The 20906-nt window shown below is 55.2% G+C and carries 24 protein-coding genes and 1 tRNA gene; 18 read left to right on the forward strand and 7 right to left on the reverse strand.

The window, feature by feature from the left end; translation table 11 throughout:
• The first annotated feature begins 32 nt into the window (after window positions 1-32).
• The 3 genes from ALP8811_RS04835 (at window position 33) to ALP8811_RS16235 (ending at window position 2076) form a co-directional block, all read left to right on the forward strand.
• Window positions 33-638: a heme NO-binding domain-containing protein gene (locus tag ALP8811_RS04835; protein WP_108856031.1), complete on the forward strand. Its 606-nt coding sequence runs from the start codon at window positions 33-35 to the stop codon at window positions 636-638.
• Window positions 638-1651 carry a GGDEF domain-containing protein gene (locus tag ALP8811_RS04840; RefSeq protein WP_108856032.1) on the forward strand — a complete coding sequence of 338 codons (1014 nt, stop codon included), beginning with the start codon at window positions 638-640 and terminating at the stop codon, window positions 1649-1651. Before ALP8811_RS04835 ends, ALP8811_RS04840 begins: the two co-directional genes overlap by 1 nt.
• Window positions 1652-1782: 131 nt before the next feature.
• Entirely contained in the window at window positions 1783-2076 is a 294-nt protein-coding gene (locus ALP8811_RS16235) for a hypothetical protein (RefSeq protein WP_181363690.1), read from the forward strand.
• Between the two features lie 81 nt (window positions 2077-2157).
• On the opposite strand, the gene ALP8811_RS04850 is transcribed toward ALP8811_RS16235, so the two are convergent.
• A tRNA-Glu gene (locus tag ALP8811_RS04850) sits at window positions 2158-2232 on the reverse strand.
• A 532-nt stretch (window positions 2233-2764) separates the two neighbouring features.
• Window positions 2765-3652 carry a YghX family hydrolase gene (yghX, locus tag ALP8811_RS04855; RefSeq protein WP_108856034.1) on the reverse strand — a complete coding sequence of 296 codons (888 nt, stop codon included), beginning with the start codon at window positions 3650-3652 and terminating at the stop codon, window positions 2765-2767.
• Window positions 3653-3935: 283 nt separating this feature from the next.
• On the opposite strand from yghX, the gene ALP8811_RS04860 reads away from it, so the two are divergent.
• The 6 genes from ALP8811_RS04860 to terL all read left to right on the forward strand — a co-directional run bounded on the left by ALP8811_RS04860 (window position 3936) and on the right by terL (window position 9266).
• A complete protein-coding gene (locus ALP8811_RS04860) occupies window positions 3936-4424 on the forward strand; it encodes a peptidase associated/transthyretin-like domain-containing protein (protein WP_108856035.1) in 489 nt (162 codons plus the stop codon).
• Window positions 4425-4584: 160 nt separating this feature from the next.
• Window positions 4585-5037: a ferric reductase gene (locus ALP8811_RS04865; protein ID WP_306418709.1), complete on the forward strand. Its 453-nt coding sequence runs from the start codon at window positions 4585-4587 to the stop codon at window positions 5035-5037.
• 174 nt (window positions 5038-5211) lie between these two features.
• On the forward strand, window positions 5212-6036 hold the full coding sequence (locus ALP8811_RS04870) for a hypothetical protein (RefSeq protein WP_108856037.1): 825 nt from the start codon (window positions 5212-5214) through the stop codon (window positions 6034-6036).
• An 86-nt stretch (window positions 6037-6122) separates the two neighbouring features.
• Entirely contained in the window at window positions 6123-7439 is a 1317-nt protein-coding gene (locus tag ALP8811_RS04875; RefSeq protein WP_108856038.1) for a site-specific DNA-methyltransferase, read from the forward strand.
• Window positions 7436-7870: a DUF5681 domain-containing protein gene (locus ALP8811_RS04880; protein WP_108856039.1), complete on the forward strand. Its 435-nt coding sequence runs from the start codon at window positions 7436-7438 to the stop codon at window positions 7868-7870. The genes ALP8811_RS04875 and ALP8811_RS04880 overlap by 4 nt, the downstream gene beginning before the upstream one ends.
• Window positions 7857-9266 (forward strand): phage terminase large subunit, encoded by a 1410-nt coding sequence (gene terL / locus ALP8811_RS04885; RefSeq protein WP_108857434.1) that lies wholly within the window; start codon window positions 7857-7859, stop codon window positions 9264-9266. Before ALP8811_RS04880 ends, terL begins: the two co-directional genes overlap by 14 nt.
• 303 nt (window positions 9267-9569) lie before the next feature.
• Here terL and ALP8811_RS04890 read toward each other — a convergent pair whose 3' ends face one another.
• From ALP8811_RS04890 to mddA, 3 genes are all read right to left on the reverse strand, one after another.
• Window positions 9570-10139, reverse strand: coding sequence for a GFA family protein (locus ALP8811_RS04890; protein WP_219928718.1), 570 nt, complete (start codon window positions 10137-10139; stop codon window positions 9570-9572).
• Window positions 10136-11053 (reverse strand): class I SAM-dependent methyltransferase, encoded by a 918-nt coding sequence (locus tag ALP8811_RS04895; RefSeq protein ID WP_108856040.1) that lies wholly within the window; start codon window positions 11051-11053, stop codon window positions 10136-10138. Before ALP8811_RS04895 ends, ALP8811_RS04890 begins: the two co-directional genes overlap by 4 nt.
• Before the next feature lie 121 nt (window positions 11054-11174).
• A complete protein-coding gene (gene mddA / locus ALP8811_RS04900) occupies window positions 11175-12029 on the reverse strand; it encodes a methanethiol S-methyltransferase (RefSeq protein WP_146183992.1) in 855 nt (284 codons plus the stop codon).
• Between the two features lie 59 nt (window positions 12030-12088).
• Between mddA and ALP8811_RS04905 the strand changes: the two genes are divergently transcribed.
• On the forward strand, window positions 12089-12778 hold the full coding sequence (locus ALP8811_RS04905) for a winged helix-turn-helix transcriptional regulator (protein WP_108856042.1): 690 nt from the start codon (window positions 12089-12091) through the stop codon (window positions 12776-12778).
• A 198-nt stretch (window positions 12779-12976) separates the two neighbouring features.
• On the opposite strand, the gene ALP8811_RS04910 is transcribed toward ALP8811_RS04905, so the two are convergent.
• Both ALP8811_RS04910 and ALP8811_RS04915 read right to left on the reverse strand, forming a co-directional pair.
• Complete coding sequence (locus ALP8811_RS04910) at window positions 12977-13609, reverse strand: tyrosine-type recombinase/integrase (RefSeq protein WP_108856043.1); 633 nt, start codon at window positions 13607-13609, stop codon at window positions 12977-12979.
• 131 nt (window positions 13610-13740) lie between these two features.
• Entirely contained in the window at window positions 13741-14409 is a 669-nt protein-coding gene (locus tag ALP8811_RS04915) for an aspartate/glutamate racemase family protein (RefSeq protein WP_108856044.1), read from the reverse strand.
• A gap of 544 nt (window positions 14410-14953) precedes the next feature.
• Here ALP8811_RS04915 and ALP8811_RS04920 point away from each other — a divergent pair.
• The 8 genes from ALP8811_RS04920 to ALP8811_RS04955 all read left to right on the forward strand — a co-directional run bounded on the left by ALP8811_RS04920 (window position 14954) and on the right by ALP8811_RS04955 (window position 20885).
• Window positions 14954-15508: a carboxymuconolactone decarboxylase family protein gene (locus ALP8811_RS04920; RefSeq protein WP_181363691.1), complete on the forward strand. Its 555-nt coding sequence runs from the start codon at window positions 14954-14956 to the stop codon at window positions 15506-15508.
• Window positions 15444-16916 (forward strand): pyridoxal phosphate-dependent decarboxylase family protein, encoded by a 1473-nt coding sequence (locus ALP8811_RS04925; protein WP_245924568.1) that lies wholly within the window; start codon window positions 15444-15446, stop codon window positions 16914-16916. Before ALP8811_RS04920 ends, ALP8811_RS04925 begins: the two co-directional genes overlap by 65 nt.
• A 123-nt stretch (window positions 16917-17039) precedes the next feature.
• Complete coding sequence (locus ALP8811_RS04930) at window positions 17040-17723, forward strand: winged helix-turn-helix transcriptional regulator (RefSeq protein WP_108856047.1); 684 nt, start codon at window positions 17040-17042, stop codon at window positions 17721-17723.
• Between the two features lie 144 nt (window positions 17724-17867).
• Window positions 17868-18437: a carboxymuconolactone decarboxylase family protein gene (locus tag ALP8811_RS04935; RefSeq protein WP_108856048.1), complete on the forward strand. Its 570-nt coding sequence runs from the start codon at window positions 17868-17870 to the stop codon at window positions 18435-18437.
• 157 nt (window positions 18438-18594) lie between these two features.
• Window positions 18595-19431, forward strand: a complete 837-nt coding sequence (locus ALP8811_RS04940; protein ID WP_108856049.1) for a PhzF family phenazine biosynthesis protein — start codon at window positions 18595-18597, stop codon at window positions 19429-19431.
• Window positions 19432-19567: 136 nt separating this feature from the next.
• Window positions 19568-19804, forward strand: coding sequence for a YjiS-like domain-containing protein (locus ALP8811_RS04945; protein ID WP_108856050.1), 237 nt, complete (start codon window positions 19568-19570; stop codon window positions 19802-19804).
• Between the two features lie 273 nt (window positions 19805-20077).
• Window positions 20078-20644, forward strand: coding sequence for an OsmC family protein (locus ALP8811_RS04950; protein WP_108856051.1), 567 nt, complete (start codon window positions 20078-20080; stop codon window positions 20642-20644).
• A 31-nt stretch (window positions 20645-20675) separates the two neighbouring features.
• A complete protein-coding gene (locus ALP8811_RS04955; RefSeq protein ID WP_108856052.1) occupies window positions 20676-20885 on the forward strand; it encodes a hypothetical protein in 210 nt (69 codons plus the stop codon).
• The last annotated feature ends 21 nt before the right edge of the window (window positions 20886-20906 follow it).

The following is a 20906-nucleotide window of genomic DNA, read 5'->3' on the forward strand; positions in this document are numbered from 1 at the left end:
TTAAGAAATGAGCCTTAGAACATTACCGTGAAATGACGCGTGTGATGATGATGCATGGCTTGATACTATGGATATTCGAATCCTTTGTGCGCCTGACCTATGGGGAACAGGTCTGGGAAAAGGTGCTTGCGGATCTGGACCTTCACCTGCAGTCCGTCGAGCCGATGTTTCACTATGATGATCAGATCTGTCTATCGATTCTAAGGCAGCTGTCGATCGAGCAAAGCCGCGACAGAAATTCTCTGCTGGAAGATTTCGGAACGTTTCTTGTTACTGATCCGCGTGTCGAGCGGGTGCGGCGATTACTTCGGTTCGGAGGGGTCGATTTTACCGAGTTCTTACATTCGCTTGAAGATCTCAAGGGGCGCGCGCGCCTTGCCGTGCCAGATTTGACCTTACCCGATGTGCAGGTGGATGAAACCCAGCCGCATTGCTTTGAAATTACATGCGAAAACAGTCCTAGCGGTGCGCCTTACGTCCTGTTGGGCGTTCTGCGTGCGTTGGCAGATGACTACGGTTCGCTGGTGTTTCTCGAAGTGTTTTCCGAAAGTCGAGACGGTGTCATTATCTCGGCGCGCCTGTTGGATCGTCAACATGCTCAGGGGCGGGAATTTCTTTGGGCAACAGATGGTGCATAATGAATATCGAACGCCCGATACCCTTCACCTGTGGTGCGCTGGATCATGTGTTACCCTTGCACATGATGATCGACAGCTCTGGGTTAGTGCAACATGCGGGTCCGACCATCCAAAAGGTGTTCGCCAATCGTAGGTTGGTTGGGCGCAACGTATTTGGCTTGCTTGAGCTAAAGCGGCCCCGAAACATCAAACGCATAGAAGATGTAGCTAAGTTTGATGCCAAGCGGGTGCAGTTGAAAATTCGTGATGAATACGGAACACCGGTGACTGGGGCGGTGGCGCTGATGCCTTATATGGACAGCGTACTGTTAAACCTCTCCTTCGGGTATTCCATTGCAGAAGCGGTGGCGCGTTATGAATTGACCGGGTCTGACTTTGCGCCGACCGACCTTACGGTCGAAATGCTGTATCTGGTCGAAGCCAAATCTGCCGCAATGGATATTGCCAGTCAGTTGGCGCACCGCCTTCAGGATGAAAAAGAAGTTGCCCAAACTCAGGCGCTGACAGATGGGTTGACGGGATTGGCCAATAGACGCGCCCTTGAGGCGCGGCTAGAGCGGCAGTTTCGTCGCAACGTACCTTTCTCGCTGATGCATCTGGATCTGGATTTTTTCAAGTCGGTCAATGACACGCATGGGCATGCCGCAGGGGACGCGGTACTCGAGGTTGTGGCTCAGATCCTGCGAGAAGAAACACGCAAAGAGGATCTAGTGGCGCGTGTTGGTGGGGACGAATTCGTGATTGTTCTGGACAATCAGGTCTTCCCCATGCGGCTTGAAAAAATAGCTGCTCGCCTGATCAAGCGGATTGAAGCCCCGATCAAGTACCGGGGTATGGACTGCCGGATTTCAGCCAGCATCGGTGTTGTGTCATCCTCCAATTATCTGAAGCCGGATCAAACTTTGATGTCCGAAGAAGCGGATAAAGCGCTTTATGCCTCGAAACACGCAGGGCGCGCAGCGTATACGATTGCAGGGTATTCTGGAAAAACTGGTAATTCTCTGACTGGTTGACAGGTTCTTGTATTGGCCTTAGCACAACCTTGATCCCCATTATGTCAGAGGCCCCTATGCCATTGTTATGTCGCGCGATTACCTTTGCTTCAGGCGTTGCGGTCGGGGTGTTGTCTATGTCGAATACGGGGATGGCCCAGACTGGGGAAATTGTTCGATCTATCCTAGGGCGCCAATTAAACAGCACGCAGGTATCTCAATCCTATATTCACGCCGATGGAACGCTTGAAGGTGTGTTCAACGGCATTTCTTTTGCAGGAACATGGACTTTGGAGGACGGCAAGTATTGCCGCAAGTTTACACGTGGTCTGACAGGTGCGCCGATTTGCATGACGGTCACTGCTGAGTATGCGTCTGATGGTGAAATCCGCGTGGTGGTATTCGAAGGCCCGGGCGGTCGCGCAAAGTTTCAGGTGGGGCACTAAGAAGGTCGCGCTGAACATCTTACATCCAGCCATCGGCTCGGTTGCTATTCCAGTCACAGTATTTTTTGAGAAGATCCCAACTGGCAGCCCGTAGGGGAATCGAACCCCTCTTTCCAGGTTGAAAACCTGGCGTCCTAACCGATAGACGAACGGGCCACGCTGTTGGTAGGCGGCTTATTAGGCGAGCCTATTTGCAAGCGCAAGGGCTGAAATGCGCGAAGTGCAAAAAAGTTTCACAATGACAGAATGGAACAGAAGGCATGGCACCGGATGTGTATCGGGTGCATGAACGGTTTCTATTGTCGGAAATAAATGGCAGTGCGCCCAGTCTCGAGCTAGCCAGTCTCACCTGAATTTCCCTGTTTTACAGGGAAAGAACAGGGAATTTAGTCGGTTTGGGGGTTCTTTCACACATCTGGATCAGTATTTCCCGTGTGTAGGCAATGACTTGACAGAGAATTCCCTGCAAATGCTAACAGGGAAATTCTTTGAGAAAACAGGGAAGGAAGTCAGATTAACAGGGAAGTGGCGACAAGGGACAGGGTGAGACCCAAACCGGTCACTCGAACGATGTGCGGCAAATGACGGCATCGAGCCCGAAGCGGACACTGATGATAAGCGTGGCATCCGCCTTGCCCGAAAGTCGTGGGGCAACGGAGTGACGTGCAGTGCCGTCGCGAACTGCAGATTATGTCAGGTATGTGTTGAACCAAGCTATGGTTCGTTGCCACGCGAGCGTCGCTTTGGCTTCATCGTAACGTGGAGTGCTGTCATTGTGGAAACCATGGTTTGCGCCCTCGTAAATATGGGCCTCGTACACTTTATTGTTCGCTTTAAGAGCGGCCTCGAAGTCCGGCCAGCCCGCATTGATGCGTTCGTCAAGCTCGCCCATCTGGATCAACAGGGGGGCTTCGATTTTGGGTACATCGTCAGCGGCAGGTTGGCGTCCGTAAAACGGCACTCCTGCGGACAATTCCGGATAGGCAACCGCAATCGCGCTTACGACCCCGCCGCCATAGCAGAACCCTACGGCCCCGACTTTTCCGGTGCTGTCATCCCGTGCAAGGAGATGTTCAAAACCAGCAAAGAAATCGTTCATAAGCTCAGCGCGATCAACCGTGCGCTGAAGCTCTCGACCGTCGGCGTCATTGCCGGGATAGCCGCCAACCGAAGTCAAACCATCCGGGGCAAGCGCCATGAAGCCTGCCTTCGCCAAGCGTCTGGCGACATCCTCGATGTAAGGGTTTAGGCCCCGGTTCTCGTGGATCACCAAGACTGCGGGCAAAGGCCCTTCGGTGTTTGCGGGACGTACCAGATACCCACGGACATCACCGGTCCCGTTTGGCGACGGGTACGTGATATAATCGGCATGGATATCGGGGTCGTTGAAGGACACCTGTTCTGCCAAGGCATAATTCGGGCTGAGCATGCTTAAAAGCGCAGCAGCGGTTATGCCTCCAACCGCGAACTTTCCGGCGCGATCAAGGAATTCGCGTTTCGTTATCTTCCCGTGAGCGTAGAAATCATAAAGATCCAACAGCTCTTGATCAAAGTCCTTTGCGGTCATGCGGTTCATGGTGTTCCTCCCGGTCAGCGTGTATTGAATGTCGCCTGAAACAGGCGATCTGGCCTAATCAATTTTTCAAATGCCGTCATTTGTGCAGAGCATTGCCAGTTTTACAGACACCAGTTTCGGGGGGTGTACGGCCCAACCAATATCACGAAACATTGAGCATGAATTGGCGCATTTGCCGGCATCCGGCTCTCGGAAACTTACGCAATCTGCTATAGTATCATGGTCCTGCGACTGGTCTTTTCAGACAGCGCGACAAGAGAAATTCGATATTGGAGCAAGTGCCATGCCCAACTTTCTGTTTACCCGTCGATCGTTCATTACGGCCGGATGCGTGGTTGCGGGGCTGGGGTATTCAGGCAGTCTTGCACCCGCCAGAGCCAAGGGTCTGGCGCCGACTCCCTCAATGCGGGGTGGCGCAAACAACTACCGCCCAGGCGCTCCGATTGTGGACCGGATCGGCAATGGCGGTTTTCTGATGCACGGGACCGTGCGGCGCGCAGGTGACGGCATGCCGCTTGAGGGACAGCGTATTCAGATCTGGGCACACACAACTGAAGGGCACGAACGAGACTTGCGAAGCCACGGCGCAACGCTGACCGATGCCAACGGTGAGTTCCACCTGGAAATGCCACAAATCGTGCCTGCGTTTGGGCAGGCGCACGGCCACCTTGCCTATGACAGTGGTGCGTTTGAAACCGTCTACCTGCGTCCAGTGATGCCCAATTCGAAAGACACCACTCTCAGCGCCCACTTCGTGCTTCAACCCAAGTAATCTGATGGACAGCAAAAACGTGAGCCCCACTCAACGTATATTGGTTTGGGGAGTTCTTGCCACGGCAATTGTCGTTCCACTAGCCCTGTCGGCGTCAAGCCCGCTACTTGCGTGGCGCCAACCAATATACATCGCGGCTGGGTTCGCGGGTGTGTCTGCTATGGTACTTATGCTCCTACAGCCCTTGTTGGCGGGTGTCCATCTGCCCGGGCTGCCGCCCCGGTGGGGGCGGTCGGCGCACCGCTTGGTCGGCGGCATTCTGGTTGCGACGATCATTGTCCACGTCGCAGGTCTTTGGATCACCAGTCCTCCAGACGTGATCGACGCGCTGCTTTTTCGTTCTCCCACACCGTTTTCCGTTTGGGGGGTTCTTGCTATGTGGGCGATATTCGGAGCCGCAGGTCTGGCAGCCTTTCGCAAGAGCTTGGGGCTAAGTCCGCGCAATTGGCGCCGCGTCCACACCGCCCTCATTACTGTTGCCGTGGCCAGTAGCGTGTTTCATGCCATGCTGATCGAAGGGACGATGGAGATCATCTCGAAATTCGGGCTTTGTGTTCTCGTCGTTGGAGCAACTGCGAAGACTGTGGCCGATCGCCGGGTCTGGAAAAACTAGCTGCGGCGCGACCCGATTCATCCAAACCGATATGTCGGCTTCGTCCGCGTAGCGGACCTTGATGCAAACCGCAGCGAATGACAGCTGCTTACCCCTCAGCTTGGAAATGCGTGATCTCCGCCCGCTGTTTTTTCCGTCTCTGTCCGTTGGCATTGGGATCTGCTAAGTTTGGCCATGTCTTGCCCTGATGATTATTGCCCCGCGCTTGAGGAAACCTTACTGACAAGTCTGGGAATAGCGGATTTCGGGTGGGTCGCAGATCGTGCCGCTATTTCCGAGCCCAGTTTGGAAACTATCCGGAAACTTCTTGAGACCCGGCTCACTCAGGATCAAATTGGCCTCTTGATGGCGGACTTGGGGCGTGGCTTTGCCAGTGCAGTGGATATGGCTCAATTCCAGATCGGGTTGTGGCAAGAGCTGGCGACCCACGCTGAGCAAATAAGCTACACCAAACCTGTGCCAGTGAAGCTGGGCGTTCTGCTGCGGGATTATATACGCAACTTGCGGCTGGTTCTGGAGAGGGCGCAAAGAGGTGAACAGCGGGTTCCGCTGGATCAATTCGTGCGAGATATTGAACAGTTCCCTGTGCTGGAGCGGCTGGTCACCATCCATTTGGAGGAGTGCCTGCGGTGGGAGGTCATTAATCCTCTGCGAAACGCGCCAGAACAGGCGGCTGAATTCCTGCCGCAGGTCCTGGAGTTGTTGGACGTTTCCATTGCAGCTGGTGTGAAACGCGGCCCTAGCGAGCCGGCACTGGCCTATCTGGCTGGGTATTTTGCCCAGTCTTATTGGTGCGCATCCGGCACCGTGCCAGGACGGACTTACAACGCTTATGAAGAGCGTGACACTGGCATGGGGCTGGAAATATGCCGTCTTTTGGCAGGCGATTTGCATGCAGTGCTGCCGGAGAAATACCGCCCGAAAACTCCGGCTGATATGGCGAAACCGTATCGAAAAGCCATAGAACATCTGCGGGAACTAGACCGCTCGAGGTCCTGAGGGCGGTAAAGAATTAACCGGTCCATTATCGCTCGACTGGAAGGTCGGATTTGCTTGAGTAGCCTTTGACAGAAGGAGACAGGCACATGCATTCCCTTTCCATCAGCTACCACCCACCGTCCTTCCTGACGGCCAATCCGCACAATGCACGAACGCATGACCGGCGCCAGTTGCGCCAGATTGCGGACAGTATCCGGGCTTTCGGGTTCACCAATCCGATCCTTGTCGACGAGAGCAACGTGCTGATTGCCGGCCACGGACGTCTGGCGGCCGCGAAGGAGGTTGGGCTGGAGCAGGTACCGGTGATTGTTATGGGCCATCTGAGTTCGGAGCAGAAACGGGGTCTGATGCTGGCGGACAACAAGATCGCGCTGAATGCTGGTTGGGATATGAACCTTCTGGCGGCAGAACTGGCGGATCTGAGTGCGATGGAAATCGGCTTTGACGTGGATCTGACCGGGTTTGAGGTTGGTGAGATTGACGTGATCCTGGAAGGCCGAAGTAAAGTCGCTTGCGATCAACCAGACGTGGTTAAAACGCCTGAGGTCGGTGCGGAGACTGTCACCCAGGTCGGCGATCTCTGGCAGCTTGGCGTCCACCGCGTTCTTTGCGGTGATGCGCGTTCAAAGGAAGACATGCAGCGATTGATGGGTGACGAACGCGCAGATGCTGGTTTTACCGATCCACCATACAACGTGCGCATCAATGGCCATGTCTCTGGCAAAGGCGCCATTCAGCATCGGGAGTTTGCCGAGGCCTCGGGCGAGATGTCGAAGCCTGAATTCACGGAATTCCTTAGAGCCACGATGGGTCTGGCGTCAGAGTTCAGTCGCGATGGCGCGGTTTGGTTCGCTTGTATGGATTGGCGCCACATGGGGGAAATGCTGGTGGCTGGCAACGATGCATTCAGCAACCTTCTGAACTTGTGTGTCTGGGCCAAGACCAATGGCGGCATGGGATCTCTTTACCGCTCACAACACGAGCTGGTCTTTGTGTTCCGCAAAGGCAAAGCGCGCCATCGCAACAACGTGCAGCTGGGCCATTATGGCCGCAACCGCACCAATATCTGGACCTATGCCGGGGTGAACACGTTCCGTGCGGGCCGGATGGAAGAGCTGCATGCGCACCCGACCGCCAAACCGGTGACGATGGTCAAAGACGCGCTACTGGACGTCACCAGGCGTGGCGACATCGTGCTGGATCCGTTTCTTGGGGCGGGTGCCACGGTGATTGCCGCCGAACAATCTGGCCGGGTGGCACGCGGCCTGGAGATCGATCTGGCTTATGTCGATGTGATCCTGCGCAGATGGCGCAAGGAGACTGGCGAAGATCCGGTGCGCATCGGTGATGGTATGTCGTTCAGCGCCCTCGAAGAGCAATGCGAGGCGCGAGGCGAGTCATGAGGAAGAAAGACTATGAAATCGGGTTTGGAAAACCGCCGGAAATATCCCGGTTCAAAAAGGGCAAATCGGGCAATCCGAAGGGTCGCCCAAAGGGCTCGAAGGACTTTGGCAGCGACCTGCGCGATGTTCTGAATGCCAAAGTCACCGTCAGTGAGAATGGCAAATCGCGTAAAGTGAGCAGTCAGAGGGCCACCCTGATGCGACTTCGTGAACAGGCGCTGAAGGGCAATGCCCGGGCGATTGACAGGATGCTTGATCTTGCGAAGGCGCAATCCTTTGAAGAGGGCTCTCGCGAGACAGAGCGCCAGCTGAGCGCCACCGAAGACGGAATTCTGGAGCGCTACGCGGACTGCTTGATTGGCCAGACACAAAATGGAGAGCAGGACAGAGAAAACTCGGAGGTTGAGCAGGATGATGATGGGAGATCTTGACCGAGCCGAGATCCTGCGCGCCCTGTTGCGCAAGGATCTGTCGAGCTTCATTCAGCGCACGGTTGCCACCGTCGATCCCGGCGCCAGTTATCAGCACAACTGGCATATCGATGCCATCGCTTATCAATTGGACCAGGTGGCGGCTGGGAAGATCAACCGTCTGATTATCACCATTCCGCCGCGTTGCCTGAAGTCGATCTCGGCGTCGGTGGCGTTTCCGGCCTGGATGCTGGGGCACCGCCCCGACCTCAACATTCTGGCGGTGTCCTATGCGGATGGTCTTTCGGAAAAGCTGGCGCTAGACTGCCTGAAGGTGCTGGGCACCGGGTGGTACCGGGACGCGTTCCCCGCAACCCGGATCGCAAAAGGCCAGGGGGCCCGCGCCGACTTTGGCACCACAAGGGGCGGCGGGCGCTACTCGACCACAGTCGGCGGCACGCTGACCGGCCGGGGTGGTGACATCATCCTCATTGACGATCCGCACAAGCCCGAAGACGCAACGTCGGAAGTGAAACGCAACGCGGTCCTCAACTGGTATCGGTCCACCTTGTTGAGCCGACTGAATGATTCGGCCAATTCCGCCATCATCCTGATCCAGCAGCGGGTGCATGAGGCCGATCTGGCAGGCGTCCTGCTGGAGCAGGGCGGTTGGCATCATCTTGACCTTCCGGCCATCGCCGAAGACCCGTGTGGGATTGATATTGGCTGGCGGGGTAGGGTGGTGCGGGAACCCGGCCACCTGCTGCATCCAGAGCGCCTGCCGCGCACCCTTCTGGAGGAGCGCAAATCCGAACTTGGCTCCTATGTCTTTGCCGCCCAGTATCAACAGCGCCCGGCACCGCTGGGCGGTGGCCTGGTCAAATGGGACTGGTTCCAGGCCTATGAGGCCGTCCCGAGCCAGCGTTCCGGTGACCGGATCGTTCAAAGCTGGGACACGGCCTCAAAGGCGGATCAAGCCAATGATTGGTCAGTCTGCACGACCTGGCTGGTGCGCGGAAAGACTGCCTGGTTGCTGGACGTAATGCGGGCCAAGCTCGAGTTTCCGCAACTGCGCCGTAGGATTGTAGCGCATGCAGGCACGTGGGAAGCCAAGCTGATACTGATCGAAGAGGCTGGCTCCGGTATCCAGCTGATCCAGGACCTCAAAGCGGACACTTTTCTGAGCATCAGGGGCATGATTCCGAAGGATGACAAGGCCACACGTCTGCTTTCGGTGTCACATCTGATCGAAGGCGGTCAGATCTCGGTGCCCGTTGAATCTCCGTGGCTGGCCGAATTCCAGCGCGAGATCACCCTGTTTCCAAACGGCAGACATGACGATCAGGTCGACAGTCTATCGCAGTTCCTCAAATGGCATGCAGAGCCGGTGGCTATGCCGAGTATACGGTTGTTGTAACTTTGCTAGGCACCGGCCCTTCGCGGCGCTCTGATCAAATGCCTTGTTTGCGGAAAAAAACGAGCCCCCCCCAATCGCCGCAGACGCTGCTATCGGCCCAAAGCGACCTTTGGTGGTGTTCGGCCGCGCCGCAGTGCAGCTTCGCCAGACCGGCCATTCATCGGCTGCGCAGCATTTTCAAAAGCCGAGTGACTGCTGAGCGGGACATAGCCGACATTGGAAATCTGCTATCCATGGTTTGATCGGCAAGATAGGATCTGCCATTCCAACAATAAACTTGAAGGGGCCAAGCCAAGCTTGCCACTAGACACAGCCCCCCAATCGGACCGCAGTAGTTTCACTTCGCATGTCATGGGATGTGATAATATCGGCATAACGCCTGATGCTATCAGGCGGCCAGGCCTTCCTTGGATCGTAGAACTGGTCGAACTGCGGTGTTTGTTCGGAAAGGATCACGTGAGGCTGTTTGGCTGAGGTGTGGATGTGCACATCAGGCGGCATCCTTGCAGGATCGTTCAACGTCCCGGCACGAATGAAAAGCACGTGATTTCCGATCTTTGGCAGAGCGTGATATTTGCTCCAGACCGCGACACCGCAACGGTTACAGCGCGTGATCGTCTGCCCGGCGCCGCTGGGTGTCGTGACACGCATGTCACGTACCGATCCCGACAAGATTTTGACCCGGTTTTCCTCGATCAGCGCGTTAACAGCATAGGCCGCGCCAGTTTGTTTTTGGCATAATGTGCAATGGCAACCATGCACGATCAAAGGCCGCAAAGACAGGCGATACCTGACATGGCTGCAGGTACATCCACCCTCAATGGATTCACCTACCTGCATTCCAGGTGCATTTTCACTGGGTAGAATGTTCATGGCGCGTCCTTCCCCAGTTGTTGCGGTGACGTTGCATTAATCATCCATGAAGCGCTTTTCATCCAGATGCCGTCTTTGTCGCAGTCGGCCGACAAAAACATGTCGCGGAGGTCGGCCTCTATCACCTCGCGCTTGCGTTCCGCTTCATCGCCAGCTGTGCGGAAGATTTCGCCGGCCGGACCAACTGCCAGTTGAAAGGCAATGGCCTCGTCAATGGTTCGCCCGACCAGGACCTGCGCGTCAATCTTCTCAAACGAGATGTCGACAAACCCTGCAGCTGTCATCTGGGTATGGACAAGCTTAGGTTCGGCCATGGAAAATGGGCCTGGCCCGCAGCTCGGTGCATCTGCGTCAGGTTGCGGAAGATGGTCGAGAAGAATTGATCGGGCCGCTGCCAACCACGGGTTTTCCTCGCGCTCGCGCCATACGATATGCGTCAACCGCCCGCCGGGGCGTAACGCATTTTTCAGGTTCCGCAGCCCATTGACTGGGTTCGTGAAAAACATGGTGCCAAAACGGGCGAACACCATGTCGAACGCTTCCTTGGGCAGGTCTGCCTCGGCATCCGCGACCTGAAAATCTACATTGCGCACACCCGAATGATACTGTTCGGATCGCGCCAGGTGTAGAAAATCCGGACAGCAATCAATGCCGGTCACATGCCCTTCTGACCCAACCCTCGTTGCCAGATTCAAGGTCGAGTCTCCGAACCCGCAACCGACGTCGAGGATGCGCTCTCCCTTGCGGATATCTAGCTGCGGGAAAATCTGCTCGCTGTGGCGTGACAGGCCGCCCTCCAGAATATGCCTGTAGGCGATAAATTTCGGAGCTAGAACATCGTTCCAGAAACTCACGATTGGCGAAACCGGGCCCAAAGGCGCCGAAAACGCGGGATTTCGTTCATATTTGGTCATTGGACTTCTCCCTTAAAAGGCTGGGCCACGCATTCACGCGAGGCCTGTTGCTCGGGTTCAAACGGTTTGCGTTTTGCTCCAGCTATAGTGTGGGGTCCGTTCGCCGCGCAGAAAGCGAAGATCAGGCGACTCGTTTTCCGCGCAACATAAGGCGCATCGGATTAGGCAACAGCATCGGTACCCGAGCCTGATAGCTCTGATAGGTTTTTCCAAACTCACGAACCAACGCACGTTCTTCGAAGTAGAGGCCGATCAAGACGTACCCAGTCATTGACAGTGCTAAGAAGAGGTGCCCGGCGGTCATAGTGGGTGTTGCAAAGAACACGAGGATCACACCTAGCTGCATCGGATGACGCACGATTTTGTAGAGCATTGGTGTTTTGAACGTTGGATTGGGCATCGGCTTTTGTAGATTCGCGGACCAGATTTGCCGCAAGCCAAAAAGCTCGAAATGGTCGATCAGGAAGGTCGACACCAGCACCATAACCAGCCCAATCACAAAGACTGCATATGCTACAAGAGCCAAAGGTCCGTCGACCGACCAGATCTCAGCTGGCATCGGTTTCCAGAAGGCCATGAGAAGCGAAAGAAAGGTCGCGGCCTGAAGCACATAGGTGCTGCGTTCGGCTTCGACCGGAACGAGTTGCGTCCACCAGTCTTTGAACCACTGCCGTGCCATCAAACTGTGAAAAAATCCAAACAGGAAAATCAGCGCGAAATTCGTCGCGATCGCGATCAGCGTGCTTGCCGGTGCGCCATCATTAATCGCCTTTGGCACGACAAGGTCGAGCAGGAAGCCCGCCATGTACAGGAAGGAAGCGTTGAAAAACGCATAGCACAAAAGGCCATATGCAATCAGTCCAGGGCGTTTCATTTGAAGTCTCCATTCAAGGGTCGACCTAGCGGCGACCGTGTTTGCGATAAGATTCAAAATGCCCGGCGAGAAGAATTCGAGATACTTCGCGATGCGTAGCAATGAACTACGAATTGCGTAGTTAGGAGGTATTTACTAACATTTGTCCTAGGAGGTGCGGGATGAAGAAGTACGGTCAGTTCTGTCCGATCGCAAAGGCAACCGAGATTCTGGGGGATTCTTGGTCCATACTGATCGTGCGTGAACTGCTGCTGGGATCCAGCCGGTTTTCCAGCCTTCAGAAAGGGCTTCCGCGCATCTCGCCGACTGTTCTAAACACCCGCCTAAAAGACCTTGAGGCAAGTGGGATCCTCATCAAACGACCCATCAGCGGGCAACGTGGCCACGATTATAGGCTAACTGCGGCGGGAAAAGAATTGTCTTCAGTTGTGGATGCCCTGGCCGTCTGGGGCATGCGTTGGGCGCGTGACGAAATGGATGATGATGATTGGGATGTGACCTTCCTGATGTTTGATGTCCAAAGAAATATCGTACTGGATGAACTGCCTGATGGTGAGACGGTCATCTGCTTCCAATATCCCGACTTGGATGAGTTTGGGACATGGTGGCTGGTTTGCACCAAAAATGATATCGACCTGTGCTATCAGGATCCCGGTAAGGACGTGAACGCTTATGTTACCGCCCAATCCCGCCTGATGACGGAAGTATGGATGGGCGATGTGTCACTTTCTGCTGCTCTAAAAGATGAACGGATAAAATTATTTGGGGAGAATGCTGTCTGCCGACGGTTTTCGAAGTGGTTCCCCTTGTCCGAAGCCGCCGTGGTGCCGCGCCCAGAAGTGAGCCGCTGACCGAAATCGAAAGCGGGTTCATAACTTGCCGTAAGATCAGTGTTATGGAATGCCCAAGAGTGAATACTATGACCGTTCATGAGAGTTTTCAGTCATTCGTGAGCTGCGCGACATCGGTAACTCTGGGCTCTTTCCGGCCATTCGCCGCGAAATTCACGAATGTCCGGAATGGGCCGTCCGCGAAGACGGCCCGCGCCTTCAGATTTCTACCGCCTCAGCGATCGTCAAAGCGTCTTCCAGCTCGACACCAAGATATCGGACTGTGCTGTCCATCTTGGTGTGTCCGAGCAGGAGCTGAACAGCACGCAGGTTGCCGGTCTTCCGGTAGATCTGTGCAACCTTCGTCCGCCGCATGGAATGGGTTCCATACGCGCTCGGCTCCAGTCCGATCGATTTCACCCAGTCTCGGACCAGGTGCGCGTATTGCCGTGTCGAAATATGAAGCCGTTCGTGGAATCGCCCCGGCCAGAGGAATTCGGAACCGATCATTAGCGGTTCCTCCATCCACCTCAAAAGAGATTTCCGCGTACCTTCGGTAATCTCAAAACGGACAGGTTTTTGTGTCTTGCTCTGAATGATCGAGGCCCGCTCTTTAACCTGCCCTGCGGCGAAGACATCAGCCACCATCAGTTTGACCAGATCACATCCCCGAAGTTTGCTGTCGATGGCGAGATTGAACAGGGCAAGGTCGCGATGATTTTCAGCGATTTCCAATCGCACGCGGATTGCCCAGACCTGCTTGGGCAACAGCGGGCGTTTCTGCCCGACAATGCGGCCTTTGTTCCAGGCAGGGCGACATGCTCGAATGGCAGGTAAGTTGGGTGTTTGCATGGTTGATCCTCCGATCCGCCACTCCCTCCCACGGCGACAACCCGACGTTGACCCGGCCACCATATCACAGGATGCCGCACCGCCTCTGAGGGCGGCTAAGAGCCCGAAGCTGGAAACGAATTCTTGTAAATTTATCTACGTGCCAGTGATAGCAAAGCATTAATGTGAATAGCGAGGGCATCAATGGTCTTATAGCCTGGGGATTGTCCGTCGAAGGCAAGCGCAAGGTCCGTTCCGGCAAGCAATATCGCCTCGGCCTTTTGCTCGGCTACCATATCCGCCCCTGCATTAAGAAACTTCTGGCGGGTCAGTTCGGAGCAAACGCCGGAGGTTGCCATTTCCAAGTAGTCTCTTCCCAACTCCTCTGGGTTAGATTTAGGGACTACACAGTTAGTGTTTCGCAATTGTCCGAATAAACGGGAAGACAGAACAGGCGGGCTGCCCAGCAAGCCGACAATACTAATCCCTTGATCCTCGCAATAGCGGTCTATTGCTTCGATTGCGCTAAGCAATGGCAAGGGAGATTGTGACAGCGTTTCATTGAAACAGAAATGCCCAGTGAGCGCAGTGATCGCCGCCACATCGCATCCCGCTGCCTTCAATTGTCGAAGATGCTTCACAAAAACGGCAGCCTGAGCTTCACGGTTATCGGAACCAGCGTTGGATATCAAAGTGGTAACATCTGCGTGCACAATAGTCAGTTCCAGGGGTAGTCCCGCTTTCCTAAACTCAAAAACCAGATTGTTGTAATAGGCAATTGTTGCGGCAGGACCAATCCCGCCAATCAGGCCAATATGCATGCTGAACTTGCCCCTTTGTCATCACAATACATACGCATCGATTGTCACGAAAGTTGTGCGCGCTAGAATATTCGTTGTCCCTAGCAGCATACATTAATGTGGAATGTTCCCAAATCCCTGAATCCAACTGTAATTTAGCCGAAGTTTGGCCGGGAAAATTTGACAGGGTGCTTCTACCTTCCTGTGGGTGACTTGCCGGATGGTCGCGCCCAGTTACTTTCAATTGTGTAGTGGATTGCTTTCGATCGTGCAGTATATCGGTGGCCATTGGTTCACTAGACAGCTGTGTATGGCGCTGAAATCAGTCAGCTCAATACAGATCAGATAGGACCACACAACGACACCAAGGCAAATCGCGCTCCCTTTTGGAGTGGCACGAATATTTGGCATTGATCGGCGCAAGCGGCGCTCTTGCCGAGGCGTCACTGGCCGCATCGGCGATCACATGTGTCGTTCACGAAGCGCAGGACGCACCTTTCGGGGCCTAAACCATTTCGCATTCGACAACCAAGGAGCCACCCACATGCCATATGACAATGAAACAATGACCAACCTTGCACCCGAAGTGCGGAGCATATTCGACCAAACCATTGAGAAGAAGGGATTTGTTCCCAATGTCCTATCAATCTATGGACCCCGCCCGGAATTGCTTGGTGGAATTGCGGCACTTTCAAGTAGCTTTGGAGCGGGCCAGCTTACGGACGCCGAGCGCGAGGTCGTATTTCTATCCACAAGCGTTGCCAACAAATGCCGGTATTGCGTCGCAGGGCATACCTATTATGGACTCAAAGCAGGTGTTGACGCAGAGGACGTGGACCGAATGCGGCGGGCGGAACCCATTTCCAACGCCAGATATGAGGCCTTGCGGATGTTCAGCCAAACCCTTGCCTTGAATCGGGGGCATTCTGCCAAGCACGTAGAGGAACAGTTTCAATCCGCCGGATACACACGGTCCCACACATTTGACGTCATCGTTGGCGTGGCCGCGAAAACCCTATCTAACATGACCGCGAGCTTGCATGACCTGCCGCTTGATGAAGCGTTCGAGCCTTACGTCTGGAGCCCTGAGCAAGCGGCACTACAAGTACCTATTGGCTAATCGACGACCACTGAGCGATCCATTCTATTCGGAGCCAACAATGCAAAACCCCCTGACACATTCACAGGCTGCACTGGTCGAAGCGTTCACCAGAGCCGATGCCTACCTTGAAACCGTCCCGGATCGTTCGGTCGCCCCGACGCCCGATGCCATATCCAGGCTAACGGAGTTTGACACGCCAATGCCGGAGCAACCGAGCGCTCCGGCGAAGACAATTGCCATGCTGGATGAGATAGGCTCGCCCGCCACAACTGCCTCGGTCGGGGGGCGCTTCTATGGATTGGTTGTTGGTGGAACCCTGCCAGCGGCTCTGGGGGCCAGAGTGTTGGCAAGTGCTTGGGATCAGGTTGTCTTCAACGAAGCGACCAGCCCGATTGGTGTGAAGCTGGAAAGAGTCGTTTCAGCCTGGCTGCTGGACATCTTGGGATTGCCAAAAGACTGCTCTGTCGGATTTGTGACAGGGGCGACAATGGCCAACTTCACCTGTCTGGCGGCAGCAAGGAACACATTGCTTGAACGTCAGGGGTGGGACGTTTCGAGGAAGGGACTCTGGCGCGCGCCACCTGTCCGCATCGTGGCCGGGCGGCAGGTGCACGTAACAGTGCTCAAGGCGCTTAAATTGCTTGGCTTTGGAACGGACGAAATCGAGTGGGTTGATTGCGATGCACAAGGCCGAATGATATCGGCGAAACTGCCCGATACTGACGACAGGACGCTGATTTTGACTCAGTCAGGCAATGTGAATTCCGGAGCAAGCGACCCGATTGCCGAAATCGTCGCTGCGGCAAACGACGCTTGGGTCCATGTGGACGGTGCTTTCGGTCTTTGGGCGGCGGCCTCGCCACGAACGCAAGCGCAGCTACACGGGTATGACGCCGCAGATAGCTGGGTGACCGATGGGCACAAATGGCTCAACACGCCTTATGATTGCGGAATGGCCATTTGTCGGCACCCAGACGCCATCCATAATGCAATGGCGACACAAGCTCCGTACCTTGAAATCGGAGGTGTCGCGGCTCCCAAAGACATGGTGCCAGAGTTCTCTCGCGGGGCGCGGGGCGTAGAAGTATGGGCAGCCCTTCATTCGTTGGGCAAAGAGGGGGTTGCTGATCTGATTGACCGGAGCTGCGCCTTGGCCAGAAGACTTGCAGCAGGATTGCAAGATTGCGGTTTTGAAATACTGAATGATGTTGTTCTCAATCAGGTTGTGGCGACCTTCCCCGACTTCGAAGGGCGCTCGTCTGATATTGCGCAGATGGTGCAGGAAAGCGGAGAGGCATGGTTCGGGGCAACCAATTGGAATGGACGCCCCGCGTTGCGGTTTTCTGTGGCTTCCTGGGCCACATCCGATGCTGATATCGACCGAACCCTTCAGGCAATAAAGAAGACTATTTCGACCTTGGCCTGATCAGGCAGATACCCTTTTCCGGATCGAATTCAGGCTCCAAGATTTGCATGCCGACTGTTCCCGGTCTACACTTCACTCCATAAAGTGTAGAAGCAGCTGGCGCGCCCAGCCACAGGGGGTGAGATGGAGTACGGACAGTTTTGTCCTATTGCGAAAGCATCTGAGATTATCGGAGAAAAATGGACGCTTCTCATCATCCGCGAATTGTTGATGGGAAGTCGCCGTTTTTCTGAATTGCAGCGAGGGTTGGGTGCAATCTCTCCGACACTTCTGACACGACGTCTTGTTCATCTGGAAGACCGTGGAATGATCATGAAGCGACGGATCAGCGGGCAGAAGGGCTTCGAGTACCTCCCGACCGAATCCTGCCGGTTGCTTTTGCCTATTTTGCTTTCTCTGGGGGACTGGGGCATGCAATGGGCGCGGTCCAATTTGACCTCCAAGGATTATGATGTTGGTCTGCTCATCACCAACTTGCAGCGCAGCATCCAGCCCGACAAACTGCCGTCGGGGGAAGTCGTCATCCACTTCAAATTCATCGATGTTCAGGAAGGGTCTACCTGGTGGCTTGTCGTGCAATCCGGCGAGATTGATATTTGCGACAAAGACCCGGGCAAGGACGTTGATGTCTATTTCACAACCACCGTCAAAGTCATGGTGGATGCCTGGATGGGGGACACAACGTATCGCAAGGCAATCGCTGACGGAGATATGACCATCATCGGACCAAGATTGCTGACCGACAACGTTTCGGGTTGGATGAAACCCAGCGTGTTCTCCGGTTCGGATTCCGACAGCGGAATATAATATCACTACACATTATGTAGTTTTCTGCAATTCAAACGATAGTGAATTCGCACCGATCGTGGAATATCGAACGTGCCGTTCCATCTCCTAGGGTTTGACTGACTTCGATGAACTCGAAGACTAGAAAAACCTTAGGAGACACAAATGAAACACTTCACTATTCACAACCTGCAATCAGCAGCACCAAATGCACGGCCCATTCTTGAAGGGCTGGCAAAGATGGTTGGCTTTGTTCCCAATGTCTTTGCAGTTATGGGCGGTTCAGCCTCGGCATTGAACGGTTTCGTCGAAGTGACCAAACAGTTCGGCGCATCGTCCCTCAACGCGACCGAACGCGAGATCGTGCACATCGCGACCAGCGTCGAAAACGGATGCAGTTATTGCGTGGCCGGACACACGGGCTTCGCCAAGGCTCAAAAAGTCGACGATGCGGTGATTGAGGCAGTGCGCACCCGGGGCACCATTGCAGATCCCAAACTTGCGGCGCTTCACGATTTCACTCGGGCGTTGGTAATCAAACGCGGACATGTCGAACAGAGTGAATTGGAGCGGTTCCGAGCCGCCGGATACACCGAGGCTCAGGTCTATGAGGTCATCATTGGCATCAGCGAAAAGACCATCTCTAACCTGACCAGCATCTCGTTGGACCTTCCTCTCGACGAGGCGTTCAAGCCATTCGCATGGGAACCGGAAGAAGCGCGTATCGCGGCGTAAGCCCACTTCGGGCTGATCAGCACGATCGGCTCGGGGCCAGTTTCCCGACCAAATTCGCGTGATGTCAGGATAGCACTTTTCCCCCGCCATCCTCGCTTCGTAACAAACACTGGCTCGCTACGTTGTGTGATGGCGACCCAATACAAAGGACGACAACATGGACATCCAAAGAATAGCGGCATTCAGCAAGGGTCATGAAGGCGGCAACCCCGCTGGAGTAGTTTTGCTGGATACGTCAATTGGCGAGGAAGAAATGGTCCGCGTTGCAGCAGAAGTGGGATACTCGGAAACTGTCTTTGCAGTTCCGCTGGATGCGTCTGGCAAGAAATGGCGCGTTCGGTACTTTTCCCCGGAAACCGAAGTGCCCTTTTGCGGCCATGCGACGATCGCCCTAGGCACAGTATTGGGCAAGCAGGTTGGTTGGGGAACGTTTGAACTGACGCTGAATGACGCAGTTATAACAGTTGATGCACATCGATCCGAGACAGGTGTGGTGGCGACGCTCACCTCACCGCCCACAAACAGCCAGGCTGTGCCCGATGCCTTGCTTACTGAAGTTCTGTCGCTCTTCGGATTCAGGCAGGCTGATCTTGATGATCGACTGCCGCCCGCGCGCATTCATGGTGGGTCCGATCACATTGTACTGCTGTTGTCAGACCGAACAAGATTGGCAGGCATGACCTATGATCTGAGCCTAGGCCGGGACGTGATGCGTAGACTCGGAGTTGCCACAATCATGCTTGTGGTTGTCAAGGACGATCAAACATTTGTCGTTCGAAATGCTTTTGCGTCGGGGGGTGTCCTCGAAGATCCCGCCACCGGCGCGGCTGCAGCGGCTTTTGGGGGATACCTGAGGGATCGAAATTGGCCCCACCGCGGACGTTTCACGATCCGGCAGGGCGAGGATATGGGGCAGCCGTCTTTAATAGGCGTCGAACTGGATAACACCCCCGGCAGCCCTGTGCGCGTATCTGGCGGCACGAGGCGTATCTGAAACCGCGCAGATGTCTGAGTGGTGCGGACGATGACTGCTCCGTCCCCAACACAATACCAAAAGAGCGAAGCGAGGAGAGACCGCCGTAGGAGTACTCATTCGCGGGCCTCCTCATAGCAGATGAAAAGGAAACGACATGACGACCACAATTTTGAATTTTTTCACACGACCCATCCTTCAAGCGGAAACCCGCAACTCCAAACCTCAATGGCGGAGCTATTCGCGCGAAGCCGCTGATCTACTGTCCATGGAGGACTGGATGCTCAACGACATTGGGATCTCTCGCGCAACCGCCGTGCGCGAAGCTCGAAGATTGCAGAGGAAAGCTGCAACCGAGTGGATGGGTCCGACCTGGTGGCGGCTCCGGGACTAAGGCGGGGTTAAAGGCCCCGTTTTTAATCCTGATATCCTGAGAACCACAGGACAGCATCACTAGCAGCCCGGTCGAATTTCGAACGGGAACCAAGATCGGAGCCCGCGCCGGGCTCTGAATGGAATTTCTTTGCCAATCGTCCACGTCGGTCGAGCGGCGCAACCAAGAGTTCCGCCTGTACCGTAACCAGTTTGATTGGGTCGTCAAATGACATGGAAAACCCATGACTCGATCACTTTTGTCCTCTCTGCAAACAAACAAGGAAACATGAAAATGAACGACCAATCCAAAGCAAATACCGCCAACAATGGTGTCAACGTGCAAGCACTGCTCGACGCACGCGATGCGCTTTCTCAGGCGCCTGCCGCAGCCCAGTTTACCTGGCGGGCAGCAACCGAATGGCAGAACGGTGTGCATAGCCGTTCGACCATCGAAGGGTTCTTCGGCCTGGGTGAAGAGCACAAGCATCGTAAAGCCTTTACCATCGACGCGGATCACCCGGCGGAATTCGCGGCCTCGGACAACGGTCCGACGCCTGTCGAAATCGTGCTTTCTGGTCTGGGAAGCTGTCTGGCTTCCGGCGTCGCCTCGGTCGCTCAAAACCGCGGCATTCAGTTGCGCTCGGTCACAGCCTTCGTCGAAGGTGACATGGATCTCTACGGCATCCTGGGCATAGATGCAGACGTCCGCAACGGCTTTACCGCCATCCGCGTTCGCTTTGAAGTCGACGCTGACGCTACCGACGACGAGATCGCCGCGGTTGTGGCCCAGTCGCAGAAACGCTCTGCCGTTTTCGACCTCATCACCAACCCTAGCAACGTGAGCGTGTCCGTCGCCTGAGGCGGGACACAGCATGAAAGGAGCCAATGTTATGGCCGCTTTGCCCCAACCGCGTTGGAGTTTTCGCTGGATCGCATCCGCGATGAAATCCGCGCAGAAATCCCGACGGGAAAAACGCCGCGGTCGTTTCAAGCTGATTGCAGAACGCGAATTGCGTTTGAACGACCATCTTCTCAGCGACATCAATTTGACCACCGACGATGTCAAGCGCGCGCTCGTTTCACCGCGCAGCTGGCTCTGAAGCCCACCGGTGGCGGTTCCT

It is taken from the genome of Aliiroseovarius pelagivivens, assembly GCF_900302485.1.
GTDB lineage: Bacteria > Pseudomonadota > Alphaproteobacteria > Rhodobacterales > Rhodobacteraceae > Aliiroseovarius > Aliiroseovarius pelagivivens.